This is a genomic window from Austwickia sp. TVS 96-490-7B, from assembly GCF_019331795.1.
In the GTDB taxonomy this organism is placed as follows: domain Bacteria; phylum Actinomycetota; class Actinomycetes; order Actinomycetales; family Dermatophilaceae; genus Austwickia.
On the sequence record NZ_JAHPZL010000003.1, the window covers coordinates 685,973 to 698,345 of the forward strand.

At 65.4% G+C, this 12,373-nt stretch carries 12 protein-coding genes, 1 tRNA gene, 1 other RNA gene and 1 pseudogene; 8 read left to right on the forward strand and 7 right to left on the reverse strand.

Annotated elements, in window-relative coordinates:
* Positions 1-254 (forward strand): annotated as a pseudogene (locus KEM60_RS05705) (oxidoreductase); the annotation flags it as partial.
* Positions 255-280: 26 nt separating this feature from the next.
* On the opposite strand, the gene KEM60_RS05710 reads toward KEM60_RS05705, so the two are convergent.
* Genes KEM60_RS05710 through KEM60_RS05720 form a run of 3 tightly spaced genes read right to left on the reverse strand, consistent with a single transcriptional unit; the run spans position 281 to position 2,933 of the window.
* Positions 281-1,324, reverse strand: coding sequence for a cell wall metabolism sensor histidine kinase WalK (locus tag KEM60_RS05710; protein ID WP_219106503.1), 1,044 nt, complete (start codon positions 1,322-1,324; stop codon positions 281-283).
* Positions 1,321-2,082, reverse strand: coding sequence for a response regulator transcription factor (locus tag KEM60_RS05715; protein WP_219106610.1), 762 nt, complete (start codon positions 2,080-2,082; stop codon positions 1,321-1,323). The genes KEM60_RS05710 and KEM60_RS05715 overlap by 4 nt, the downstream gene beginning before the upstream one ends.
* 38 nt (positions 2,083-2,120) lie before the next feature.
* Complete coding sequence (locus KEM60_RS05720) at positions 2,121-2,933, reverse strand: FadR/GntR family transcriptional regulator (RefSeq protein WP_219106504.1); 813 nt, start codon at positions 2,931-2,933, stop codon at positions 2,121-2,123.
* A 190-nt stretch (positions 2,934-3,123) separates the two neighbouring features.
* Here KEM60_RS05720 and KEM60_RS05725 point away from each other — a divergent pair, with 190 nt between their 5' ends.
* Entirely contained in the window at positions 3,124-3,645 is a 522-nt protein-coding gene (locus tag KEM60_RS05725; protein ID WP_219106505.1) for a gluconokinase, read from the forward strand.
* Complete coding sequence (locus tag KEM60_RS05730) at positions 3,642-5,042, forward strand: GntP family permease (RefSeq protein ID WP_219106506.1); 1,401 nt, start codon at positions 3,642-3,644, stop codon at positions 5,040-5,042. Before KEM60_RS05725 ends, KEM60_RS05730 begins: the two co-directional genes overlap by 4 nt.
* A gap of 64 nt (positions 5,043-5,106) precedes the next feature.
* On the opposite strand, the gene ffs is transcribed toward KEM60_RS05730, so the two are convergent.
* Positions 5,107-5,203, reverse strand: an RNA gene (gene ffs / locus KEM60_RS05735) — signal recognition particle sRNA small type.
* Positions 5,204-5,363: 160 nt separating this feature from the next.
* Here ffs and KEM60_RS05740 point away from each other — a divergent pair.
* Together KEM60_RS05740 and KEM60_RS05745 are read left to right on the forward strand one after the other, a co-directional pair.
* A tRNA-Ser gene (locus KEM60_RS05740) sits at positions 5,364-5,453 on the forward strand.
* Positions 5,454-5,583: 130 nt separating this feature from the next.
* Positions 5,584-6,495, forward strand: a complete 912-nt coding sequence (locus tag KEM60_RS05745; RefSeq protein WP_219106507.1) for a M48 family metallopeptidase — start codon at positions 5,584-5,586, stop codon at positions 6,493-6,495.
* Positions 6,496-6,553: 58 nt separating this feature from the next.
* Here the strand turns inward: KEM60_RS05745 and KEM60_RS05750 are convergent, their stop codons facing one another.
* The gene (locus KEM60_RS05750) at positions 6,554-7,252 is read right to left on the reverse strand and encodes a response regulator transcription factor (protein ID WP_219106508.1); all 699 of its coding nucleotides are present in this window, start codon (positions 7,250-7,252) and stop codon (positions 6,554-6,556) included.
* Positions 7,252-7,986 (reverse strand): sensor histidine kinase, encoded by a 735-nt coding sequence (locus tag KEM60_RS05755; protein ID WP_255574295.1) that lies wholly within the window; start codon positions 7,984-7,986, stop codon positions 7,252-7,254. The genes KEM60_RS05750 and KEM60_RS05755 overlap by 1 nt, the downstream gene beginning before the upstream one ends.
* Before the next feature lie 120 nt (positions 7,987-8,106).
* On the opposite strand from KEM60_RS05755, the gene KEM60_RS05760 reads away from it, so the two are divergent.
* Together KEM60_RS05760 and KEM60_RS05765 are read left to right on the forward strand one after the other, a co-directional pair.
* A complete protein-coding gene (locus KEM60_RS05760) occupies positions 8,107-8,799 on the forward strand; it encodes an ABC transporter ATP-binding protein (protein WP_219106509.1) in 693 nt (230 codons plus the stop codon).
* Positions 8,796-10,217, forward strand: a complete 1,422-nt coding sequence (locus KEM60_RS05765) for an FtsX-like permease family protein (RefSeq protein ID WP_219106510.1) — start codon at positions 8,796-8,798, stop codon at positions 10,215-10,217. The genes KEM60_RS05760 and KEM60_RS05765 overlap by 4 nt, the downstream gene beginning before the upstream one ends.
* A gap of 17 nt (positions 10,218-10,234) precedes the next feature.
* Here KEM60_RS05765 and KEM60_RS05770 read toward each other — a convergent pair whose 3' ends face one another.
* Complete coding sequence (locus KEM60_RS05770; protein ID WP_219106511.1) at positions 10,235-11,218, reverse strand: BadF/BadG/BcrA/BcrD ATPase family protein; 984 nt, start codon at positions 11,216-11,218, stop codon at positions 10,235-10,237.
* Positions 11,219-11,642: 424 nt separating this feature from the next.
* On the opposite strand from KEM60_RS05770, the gene KEM60_RS05775 reads away from it, so the two are divergent.
* Positions 11,643-12,200, forward strand: a complete 558-nt coding sequence (locus KEM60_RS05775) for a LytR C-terminal domain-containing protein (protein WP_219106512.1) — start codon at positions 11,643-11,645, stop codon at positions 12,198-12,200.
* Positions 12,201-12,373: the final 173 nt, after the last annotated feature.

The following is a 12,373-nucleotide window of genomic DNA, read 5'->3' on the forward strand; positions in this document are numbered from 1 at the left end:
GGGCCACTCATGTGGGGGTGCGGGCGGTGCAGGTGCGGGTCGATGGCGGGGGGTGGCAGGAGGCTGAGTTGAGTGCTGAGGTGGGGGTGGATTATTGGCGGCAGTGGCGGTTGCCGGTGGAGGTAGGTGTTGGGGAGCATCGGGTGCAGGTGCGGGTGATTGATCGGGGGGGTGCGGTGCAGACTGAGGCGCGGGCGGCGGTGGCTCCGAATGGGTCGACGGGGTGGCATCAGGTGGTGTTTACCTGCCGGTGAGAGGCGTCGGTGTCCTGAGGGTGCGGTCAGGGGTGAGGGCTGGGTTGGTCGGGTAGGGCGGGCAAGCGCAGCGCGAACCGGCAACCGCTAGGGATGTTGGTGACGGTGACGTGGCCGTGGTGGCCGTCGACGATGGCTTGGACGATGGCGAGCCCGAGGCCGGCTCCGGAGGATCGGAATGGGCCGCGTTCGGGGGTGCGGGCGCTCGATCCGCGCCATCCTGGGGAGAACACTTGGGTGAGGTCGTCACCGGGGATCCCGCCGCATCCGTCTTCGACGGCGAGTTCGATGTGGTCGCCGAGGTGTCGTGCGGTGACGGTGACGCGACCTCCGGGTGGGGTGTGTTGGACGGCGTTGACGGTGAGGTTGAGGCAGGCTCGGGAGAGTTGTCGGATGTCTCCGTGGACCCACAGGCCGTCTTCGGCGTACCCGTTGAGGTCGATTCCGGTGGCTGCGGCGGCGGGTCCGACGCTGGCGAGGGAGTCGGAGACGAGGTCGGCGACGTCGAGGGGGGATCGTTCGGTGGGGGTGGTGCCGGCGTGCAGGCTGGTCAGGGCGAGGAGGTCGTCGACCATGGCGGAGGTGCGTTCGGTTTCCCGCAGGATTCGCCGGAGGTAGTCCTGGGGGTCGGTGGCGACGCCGTCTTCGAGGGCTTCGGCCATGGCTCGGATTCCGGCGAGGGGGGTGCGCAGGTCGTGGGAGACGGAGGCGACGACGTCTCGGCGGACGCGTTCGGCTTCGGCGGCTTCGCGTCGTCGGGATTCTTGGCGGGCGCGTTCGCGGTCGACGGCGTGGACTCGGGCGGCGAGTAACACTCCGACCAGGAGGGCGACCGGGATGGTCGCGCCGATCATGGAGACGAGCACTTTGAGGCGGGCGCCGTCGAAGAGCATGGTGCGGGTGCCCATCAGCACTCCGGCGGCGACGGAGAGCACTGCGACGAGGGGGGCGGCGACGGTCGCGACGGTCACGGAGCGTCGGGACAGGGCGATGGTCAGTGCGGCGCCGACCAGTCCGACGAGCAGGGTGGCGCTCATCGCGGTGGTGACGGGGTAAAGGTCGGGGTTCACGGGGTGGCTCCGGGAGGCGCGGGGTGGTCGGTGGTGCCGTCCCAGCGGTAGCCGACGCCCCAGACGGTGACGATGCGGGTGGGGCGGGGTCCTGGTTCGATTTTTTCCCGGAGGCGGCGTACGTGGACGGTGACGGTGGACTGGTCGCCGTGTTCCCATCCCCAGACCTCTCGCATCAGGTCTTCTCGGGAGAATGCGACTCCGGGGTGGGAGAGAAGGTGGACGAGCAGGTCGAATTCGCGGGTGGTCAACGACAGAGTACGGCGACCGAGTCGGGCGCGGCGGGCGGTGATGTCGACGACGAGATCACCGTCGTGCAGGGTCGATGAGGGTGCGTTGGTGTCGGCGTTCGGGGACGGTGCGGGGTCGTTCGTGGAGGGTACGGTGGGGGCCGGGGTGGCTCGTCGTAGCACTGATTGGACTCGCAGTACCAGCTCTCGGGGGCTGAAGGGTTTGGCGACGTAATCGTCGGCGCCGACTTCGAAGCCGAGGATACGGTCGGGTTCTTCGCCGCGGGCAGTGAGCATGACGACGGGGATGGCGCCGATGTCAGTGCGGATACGTCGGAACACTTCCAGCCCATCGAGGCCGGGCAAGGTGAGGTCGAGGACGACCAGGTCTGGTCGGTGCGCCGCGGCGAGGGTCAGCGCTCGCAGACCGTCATCGGCTTCATAGGTGCGCAGGCCAGCGGCGTGGAGGTAGCTGACGACGACCTCGCGGACGGTGGGGTCGTCGTCGACGACGAGCACGGTGGACACGCTGGCAGGATGCCATGTCCGGATGGGTGACGGGTGGGTCAGTGGTCGGCGGTGGCGATGGCGGCCATCGCGGTCTGTGATTCGTCGACGATGGCCCGCATGGTGTTTTCGGCTTCGTCGACGCGCCCGCCGGCAATGGCTGCGGCGACCTGACCGTGCCATCGGACTGCTTGGGGCTCCGGGACGGACGGCATGAGGTGGTGGTGGGTGCGGCCGACGAGGACTTCGCGGACGACCGGGGCGAGCGCGGCGATCATTTCGTTGCCGCTGGCGCGCAGCAGGGTGGTGTGGAACGCAATGTCGTGGCCGAGGTAGTCGATGAGGTCGGGGATGCGCGCGGCGACGGCCATTCCGGTGGCGGCGGCGGTGAGTGCTTGGGCGTGGTCGACGTCAGCTTGTTGCGCGGCGAGCCGGGCGGCGAGGGGTTCGATGCCTCGGCGGAGTTGGCTGATCGACGTGAGCTGATCCATCCGCCCCGGACCATCTAGTCGCCAACGAATAAGTCTGGGGTCGTAGACATTCCATGATTCGACGGGGAGCACTCGAATCCCGATACGGCGACGGCTGGCCACCATCGACATCGATTCGAGGACTTTGACCGCTTCCCGGACGACAGTGCGTGAAACGCCGTACTGTTCCTCCAACTCCTCAATTCGCAAGATCTGATCAGGTGCCATCGTGCCGTCAGTCACCGCAGTACCGAGTTGGTCCAACAACCATTCGTGCAGCGGACCCGAGGGGTCACGCGGGGTCACCGCCAGCGCTGCTTCCCAGCGTTCATCCCGCGGGGTATCCGACGGGTCGACACCGGGAGCAGTCGCACGAGATGGTCTGCCGACCCGAGAAGGCATGTGCCTGAGCATAGTCGGCTGCGCCATCGGGAGTTCCGCAGCTACCTGCCCGCACAGATCATTTCTTTGCGCATCATTTCATTGCAAAGATCATATTTATGGCGCATGCTCGGCTGCGGGCCGCGCAACGCCGTACGGCGTCATACCGGCCACCCCCACTCACCGGTCAACGCCGACCCCAGGAGGATGCATGGGCAACGCAGCCCCTCTCGTCGTCGTCATGGGCGTGTGCGGATCAGGCAAGAGCACCCTGGCCGAGGCACTCGCCCCGGCGCTCGCCATCCACACCGCAGACGCCGATACGTTCCACCCCCAGGCCAATGTCGACAAGATGTCTGCTGGGACCCCCCTCACCGACGCCGACCGGCTGCCATGGCTGGACGCCATTGGCCAGTGGTTGGCTGACCACCGAGAATCAGGCGCGGTCGTCTCCTGCTCAGCATTGAAATCGACCTATCGTGACCGGCTTCGCACGATCGCCCCCGATGTCTTCTTCGTTCATCTGGCTGGCCCGATAGACGTGGTGACTGAACGAGTCGCCGAACGCAGCGACCATTTCATGCCGTCATCACTTGTGGCTTCGCAATACGACATCTTGGAGCCACTAACCCCCGCCGAACACGGTCTGACCCTAGACTTCACGCTGCCGGTGCCGCAGCTGGTCGAGCAGGTCAGCGCAGCTCTGAGCTCGACTTCTCGGGAGACACGATGAATATCCTCACCCTCGGCCTCGCGGCCGCCAATCCCGTCCCCACGGCGTCTTCGGGTCAACTCGTCCTGGCGGCACTCGGGGGAATCGCGACCCTGGTCGTCCTCATTACGTATGTCAAACTTCACCCATTCCTGTCATTGATCTTGGGCTCCTTGGTCGTGGGTCTGGCTGCGGGAATGCCGCTGCAGGCCACCACGGATAGTTTCACCAAAGGTGTGGGATCCACCGTCGCCAGTGTGGGTCTACTGATCGCCCTGGGCGCGATGATCGGCAAGCTTCTGGCTGACTCCGGCGGCGCTGACGACCTTGTCGACACCATCATCGGCAAAGCCTCCCCCGCCGCCCTGCCTTGGGCGATGGGCTTGGTGGGCGCCTTGATCGGTCTGCCGATGTTCTTCGAGATCGGTCTTGTTCTGCTGATGCCGGTGATCCTGTTGGTGACCCGCCGCTCCGGTCTGCCGTTGATGAAGGTCGGCATCCCGGCACTGGCCGGTCTGTCAGCGATGCACGGTTTCGTCCCCCCACACCCCGGTCCGTTGGCTGCCGTGGACGCCTTGAAAGCCGACCTGGGAGTGACCCTGGGCTTGGGCATCCTGGTGACCATCCCGGTGATCGCCCTGTCCGGCCCGCTCTTCGGATCGCTAGCGGCGCGCTGGGTGCCCGTGGGCGCCCCTGACCTCTTTGTCAGCGCCGACGAACAGCAAGGGACAGCAGGCACCGGCACCGGTCGGCGTCCTGGCTTCGCCACCACCCTGTGCACCGTGCTATTGCCGGTGGTCCTGATGATGGGCAAAGCTCTGGCTGACATCTTCGCCACCAAGGACAACCCGGTACGTCAGTTGTTGGACTTCGTGGGCGCCCCACTGACCGCGCTGTTGATCACGGTGCTGGTGGGTGCGGTCACTTTGGGTCGAGGCGCCGGGATGAACCGTGAGTCGCTGGCTGCGACCTTCGGTGGCTCGCTCGGCCCCATCGCGGGGATCCTGCTCATCGTGGGATCCGGCGGTGGCTTCAAGCAGGTCCTGGTGGACACCGGGATCGGCACGATGCTCGCCGGATGGATCACCGGGTCCAGCGTGTCCCCGCTGTTGCTCGCCTGGCTGGTGGCGGTAGTCATCCGACTGGCGACCGGTTCTGCGACGGTGGCGACGATCACCGCAGCAGGCGTGATGGCCCCGGTGGCGGCCTCTGCTGGCGGGACCGGAGCGGCACTGCTGGTGCTGGCGATCGGTGCTGGATCCGTGTTCTTCAGCCACGTCAACGACGCAGGCTTCTGGCTGGTCAAGGAATACTTCGGCCTGGACGTCTCCCAGAACCTGAAGACCTGGTCAGTGATGGAGACGATCGTGTCGGTCTCCGGTTTGGTAGTCGTGCTCTTGCTCGGCCTGATCGTCTGACTCTAGGGACGACCTTGGGGGGTCCCGACGGTGCCGACCGGCACTCGGAGGGGCCCCCGAGGCATGAAAGGACCCCCCGCGTACCTGGAAGAGCTCACTTACCCTTGCTGCATTCCTGCCCTGGGGGAGTTCAGTGAGGTACCACCACGCGGGGGGCCTTCCCACACTCTAGACCAGAGCGGGCCACGGATCGAACGGGGTCAACCCACCAGGCCCGGCACACCTTCGCAGACCAGCCTCCCACCGCTGCGATCCACCTGAGAATCCGCTAACAGCCTGCTGAATTGGGCGAGTGGGTCACCCTCCGGTATTCTTCGTCGCGGAGGATTCGCATAGTGGCCTAGTGCGCACGATTGGAAATCGTGTTGGGGATGAAACCCCTCGCGGGTTCAAATCCCGCATCCTCCGCCAGAGACGCGTGATGGGCCCCGAAACTGCTGTTTCGGGGCCCATCACGCGTCTCTGGCCCAGAAGGGTGCTGACCGCCCGACCGCCCTGTCGGGCCGAGGCCCATTGCCGCGACAGGACCAAAGGGACGCACATGACGGGATCGATCCACGACGCCATCACCGCTGACCCCCCATATCAGCCTCCTGTCCCCCACCCTCACCACTCCGCCTGCCAGCGACCGAGCATCGAAGCATTCCGGCATCGTGCTGAAGTGCCGATGCTCATCACCGGTGGCATCCTGACCGCCACCGTGATTCCGTTGCTGATCGCTTTCCTCCTCACCGATCAGGCGATCCCCGAATGGCTCATGGGCGCTCTGGCGGGACTGTCCGCGCCCTTCTTGGCCTGGGCGGCCCTCATCCGCTGGAATTACTGGAAGACCATCGCCAACGGCGTCGAGATCACTCCCCGACAACTACCCGAGGTCTACCAGGTCTACTCCGAACTCGCCCAGGAGATGGGCTTCGGTGATGCGGCAGGGCTCAACGCGATCCCGCAGCTGTACGTCGTCAACGGCAATGGCACCATCAACGCCTTCGCCTCTAAGTGCGCACTATCCAAGGCCTACATCGTCATCAACAGTGACCTTCTCGACCTGGCCACGATGTATGGGGATTACCACGCGCTCCGCTTCGTCATGGCCCACGAGCTCGGACACATCCGGTGCCGCCATGTCAGCCTGTGGCGTCTGCTGCTGATACCGGTCGCCTCGCTGCTCTATGTCAACCAAAGCATCACCCGCGCACAGGAATACACCGCTGACCGGGTGGCTTCCTATTACGTCCCGGACGGCGCCGAGGCCATGATCGCGTTATATGCGGGCAAGCATGTCTCTCGGTACATCGACATGGATGCCTACTTTGAGTCGGTGCAACGCCACGAGGTGAGTTGGTGGCTGCGGATCGTCAATCTGTTCGCCGATCACGCTGTGGGGTTCCGCCGCCTGGATGCCTTGCGCCAAACCCGCACCCGCGGTTGGGATGTGCACGGCCGAATGCTCTGACCTGAGCAGGGCAGCCCCGACACTCGTCAGCGCGTCGCACGTCAAGACTTCAGCACGGTCAGTGACCTGGGAAGTCAGCCGCAAATGGTCGTTGCGCCAGGAAGGTCAGGACAGCCCGCACCCGGCGGTTGTCTTCACCTGCGTCCAGCCCCAACTTGGCGAAAATACCGGCGACATGTTTAGCCACAGCCGCTCCGGACACCACCAATTCCGCCGCAATCTGACCGTTGGATAGGCCTCTGGCCATGAGTTCAAGGACATGGAGTTCCCGCCTCGTCAGGTCCCCGAGACCTGCTCGACGGGAGCTCATCATGGCGCGGGCGACGTCGGGGTCGATGACGACGCCACCGCCGATCATCAGGCGAAGCGAGGCGAGAAAATCGGTGACATCAGCGACGCGGTCTTTGAGGAGATAGCCGGTGCCCGCCCGAGCGGGCAGGTCGAGGAGTTGCTGCGCATGGGTGGGAGCGACGTACTGGCTGAGCACCATCAGCGCAATGTCGGGGTGATGGCGGCGGATGTCCAGCGCGGCCAGGAGGCCATCGTTAGTCATGGTCGGGGGCATTCGTACGTCGATGATGCACAGGTCCGGGAGGCGCCCGTCTGCGGCGAGTTCGGTGACAGCCTGGGTCAGGGTATCGGCGCGGGACACCGTGGTGATCACCTGCCAGCCTTGGCGAGAGAGCAGACCGGCCAGTCCTTCACGAAGCAACGCGGCATCATCCGCGATGATCACAGTGGGGGTGTCTTCGCTCATCAGCAGGCACTCCCGACGATTCCGGTCTCGCCGTACTGGAGCAGTAGCGGTGCCTGCGCGGCGATCTGGGTGGGTCCCCCGACGGGGCTGGTCACCTCCAATGATCCTCCGAAAGCGGCGAGCCTTTCCCGCATTCCGGCTAGTCCGTGTCCGGCAATGATCTGGGCACCGCCGGGACCATCATCCACCACCGAGACCCGCAGGTGGGTGTCAGCGGTCAGCAGCACGCTCGCTGACGCTTCTGGGGCGTGTTTGGCGATATTGGTGAGCGCCTCGGTCGCAAAGAAATAAGCGGTAGCCAGAACCCCTTCTGGGACTTCCGGGAGCGGATGGGGGCAGATCATCCGTACCGGTATCGGAGAACTCCTGGCGACGTCGTGGAGGGCAGCAGCCAAGCCCAGCTCGGTGAGGGACTGCGGATGGATCCCCCGCACGGTGATGCGCAGCGAGTCCAAGCCGTGTTGGACCGCGGACCTGGCCTCTGAGATCAACGTAGCGAGGTCAGGATCACCAGTGAGAGTCGAAGACAGTTGAGCCTCACCAAGTTTCATGGTGGCGGCAACAAGATATTGCTGGACGCTGTCATGGAGGTCGCGTTCGATACGTCGACGTTCCACCTCGTAGGCCTCAACGATGGTCCGACGGGATGCCGTCAGGTCAGCCAACGAGGACCGGGCCTGATCCTCACGTGACCGGCCTGCGCCGCGTCGGCCCCACACTCCACCACCCCGCACGATGTCAGCCTAGTGGTGCCCAGTCAGGTCGCTACGGATCTGGGGGTAGCGCTAGCACTACCTCAGACCCGGGTGTCGGCACCATCGCCGCGGCGGGAGAATTCGGGTCGAATGGCTGTCATGAGTTCTTTACTGTCCACCGAGGACATCACGCTGCATTACGGCTCAGTGGCTGCGTTGGCCGGAGTGAGCCTGCATATCGAGGCAGGTGAGTCGGTGGCCATCATGGGCCCGTCGGGTTCGGGCAAGTCGACGTTGTTGCATTGTTTGGCGGGCATTGTTGTCCCCGACCATGGACGGGTGGTTTTTGCCGGTCAGGATCTCACCCGGTTGACGGACCGACAACGCTCCCATCTACGACTGCGTCAGCTCGGTGTGGTCTTCCAAGACGGGCAGCTCATCCCTGAGCTCCCAGCTCGGGAGAATGTCGCCTTGCCGTTGATGTTGCAGGGTATGGCTCGAGGCGCAGCGTTACGGACCGCTGACGAGCATCTGACACGTCTGGGGGTGGGCGAGTTGCGGGGACGGCGCCCTGGGGACATGTCTGGTGGTCAGAGTCAACGGATCGCGGTGGCGCGCGCTTTGGCTGGGCAGCCACAGATCGTTTTCGCCGATGAACCCACCGGTGCCCTCGACCAGGCGACTGGTCACGAGATGATGCAGCTGTTGACGACGACAGCCCGGATGGCGCAGACATCGCTGGTCGTGGTGACCCATGACATTGACGTGGCCCGATGGTGTTCTCGGCTGGTCGAGATCCGGGACGGCCTGATCCACGCTGACCGCCGGTGGGATGCGGAGGTGGCGCGGTGAGTGCCGCCGCAAACAATCTGGGACGGGCAACATACCTACTGGCCAAGGCGCGGTTTTCGACGCGTTCAGGGGAGTCGCTGCTCTATGGGGCATCAGTGCTAGCTGCTGCCGTCTCGGCAACGATCACTTTCACCACTGTCGCAGGGACGTGGATGTTCTGGCAGCGATCTGCGCATCCGACGGGGTTGCATGCCGCGCTAGTCAACGAGACCGGGTTTGAAACGATCCTGAATTTCTATGTGGGCTTGGCTTCGCTGGCATGCGCTTTGGTGCTGCCAGCGGTGATATCCCTGGCGGTGTCTGGGGCTCAGTTAGGGGCGCGTGGGCGGGAGCATCGATCGGCAGCGCTCCGGCTGATCGGTTTGTCTTCTGTAGATGTGACCAAGATGGCGCTGGTGGATGCGGCGGTGCAGTCGGTGGCGGGTACCTTCGTGGGTCTGGTGGTGTACGGGGCCACGGCGTCATCCTGGGAGAGGATGACGTTCCAGGCCGTGGCAATCCGGGACGGCGAGATGTGGATGCCGTGGTGGCTGACGTTGACTGTCGCACTTGTCCTGGTGGGAGTGTCGCTCGCGTCATCAGCGTGGGGGCTGCGCCAGGTGCGGATCTCCCCGTTGGGCGTGTCACACCGAGCCAACAAGCCCGCGGCACGGGCGTGGCGACTGGGGGCATTCGTGATCCTCGTGCTGGTGTCGATGATCGTGGCGCAGAGCACGACAGCGTTGCGAGGTGGCACAGGTCTTTTCATGGTGGCAGCGGTCTTGGCGTTGATGATCGCCGGGGTCAATCTGCTCGGTCCGTGGATCTTGCAGCTGGTGGCTCGGGTGGTGGCGCTCGCGCCGTGGCCGACGGTGATGGTGGCCGCCCGGCGGGTCATCGCCGACCCGGTCGCTACCTGGACGCGGGTGTCCACCATCATGGTGTTGGCGTTTGTGGGTGGGTTCCTTGCGACGGTGCCCTTCGGGTATAAGTCCGCGTCAGCCACCCCAACTGTGCGGGCATTCATGGATGGTGCCGCTCCTGATTTCGTCCAGGGCGGGGTGATCACGGTAGCTTTCGGTTTTCTGTTGACGTCGACGTCATTGCTGATCACTCAAGCGTCAGCGACGATCGGGCGGGCCGAGCAGTCGCGGGCGTCGTACAAGATGGGTTTTCCGGCGGGTTTCGCGATGCGGGTGATGTGGTGCGAGACGTTCGGGCCGTTGCTGCTCAGCACGGTCCTGGGCGGGCTGGCCGGGGTGCAGGCAGCGATGCCGTTGGCGCGACAGGCCCGCAATCTCGGGTTAGCACCAGGTGACGCTGGCGCCTTGATCGGTGCAGTCCTGGTAGGTGGGTTAGGGATCGCGGTCCTCGCGTTGAGCGCGTCACATCCGTTGCAACGACGACTGGTGCACACTGAGCGACGCCGTAACGACTGAGGGTGCGCTTGTCCCGGTCAGGAGCCGATTTCGCCGGGCTCGTCGATCCACAGGTACGGCGGATGGTGACTCAGGCTGGACGTGCTGGTGCTGCTGAGCAGGTGCTCCCCTAGGAGCCGAGCGCCTTCAAGAGTGCCGCCCAGCCCGGGGACCAAGAACAGATGTCGGCGGCCCAGCGCGGAAGCCAGTGCGACGCGCAGTTCGTCCAGGTAGAGCAGACCGCCGACTGCCACGAGAGGGCTGTCTGGGACGAGTTGTGCTCCCGCGGCGAGGAGATCGGTGAGGTGTTCGCCGGCCTGTTCGACGATGGCTCGGGCGATGGGGTCGTGGTGAGCTGCCTGACAGACTCTCGGCGCAAAAGCAGTGAGGGCGCTGTCAGCGTCCTTGCCAGCTGCGAGCGCGGGCCATTGGTGTTCGGGTCCGAAGGTGGTCCGGCCGAGTTCTAGCAGACTCGCTGAGCCGTGCGGCACGCCGTCGCGTTCGCGTAGTGCGGCGGCGAGTCCTTGGGTCCCGATCCACGCGCCGGAGCCGCGTCCGCCGAGGGGGGTGCCCCAGCCGTCGAGGGTGACCCAGATCTGGTCGAGGTCGGTGGCTAGGACGGTGGCGGTGGCGGCGACGTCGAGGGTGATGCCGGGGTGGACACCACCGAGCGCGCCGATGTGGGTGGCGGTGAGGTCGGCGGTCACTGCGATCCGCGCGGCGGGGTAGGTGGTGCGCATGGTGTGCGTGAGGTGGGTTGCGGTGGGTCCGCACCAGGCGCGGGGGACGGCCCAGACGACGGATTGCGGCGGACGGCTGCTGCGGGCGGTCAGGGCGGTGACGGCGGCGACGAGGTCGCGGGCTTCGTGGGGGCCGACGGGCGTGGTGGGTGCGTCGGGGACGTCGACGATGGTGTCGGCGGCGTCGGTGAGTCCGGTACGGCGGGCTCGGACACCGCCGATGCCGACGGTGACGGCGAGGACGTCGTGCGTCGGGGGCGGTTGGGGGGGAGGGTGCCTCACGGGTGACTCATCGGCGTTGCTGGGCAGCGTTGAGATGCGCGACCGGGTGGATCCAGGCGTATCCGGCGCGGATCTCGTCGAGGTTCACTCCCGACGTCGTGGGAGAATCGCTCACGCTCGTGAGCGTACGACGCCGGGCCGCGCCTGATCGATGATCGGGCCCGGCCAGATGGATGCGGCCCGGGTGGGTGCAGTGCGCCTGGGTTCTGTGTCCACCGATGTCGTCGTGTGGTGGTGCCTGATCGCGGTGGACGGGTGCTTTTTTCGTGAGTGGGTTCGCGCAGCGGCATATGTGCCGCTTCACCAGTGGTGATGACGCATCGGGGCGATCTTCTGTCGTGGTTTTCCACAGGACACGATTGCGGCCTCATCGCGCGAGTGCCCTGTCCTCGGGCAGGATGGGCGCAGTAATGAAGGAGAAACGGTGACAGAGGATCACGACGACGGCTATGCCGAGGTGGAGAGCGAACGCCGCCGTGCCATCGCGACCCTTTCTGCGATGGGTTCGGTGCTGTTGGTCACTTTCGTTCTGGCGTTCTCCTTCATCCAGGGATGGTTCGGGAGCGACTCGACGGTGCCGGTGGCTGCGAAACCGTCAGCAAAGGCGTCAACGGCACCTGCGGATAAACCCTCCGCTACCTGCACGCCTGCAGTGACGGGCCCCCCGGTCTCGGAGATCACGGTGAACGTCTACAACAGCACTCAACGGGTGGGGTTGGCGTCAACGACAGGGAAGACCTTGGGTGATCAAGGTTTCAAGATCGGGAAGATGTCGAATGACCCGTCGGGACGGAAGGTAGATGGGGTCGCCGAGATCCGGTTCGGCGAGTCAGGTGCGGCAAAGGCCGAGGTGGTGTTGTTGCGTTTCCCCGGAGCCGTGAAGGTGCAGGATAACCGCACCGATGACACGGTTGATGTCTCTATCGGGGAACGGTTCGCCTCGGTCAATGCGGTGGCGACTGAGGCTATGCCGCGCTGCTGACCTGGTGTTCTGATGGTCGCTGGCGGGCGCCGTTGGTCGCCTGGCTGGAGGCTGCTGCGGGGAACACGGCGTGTCTCGGCGCGCGGACGCCTAGGCTAGGGGCATCTGACCATCCCGGCCGACGGTGGGCTCTCCCGGGATCCCCGTCATCCGACGACACCGAAGAAGCCTTC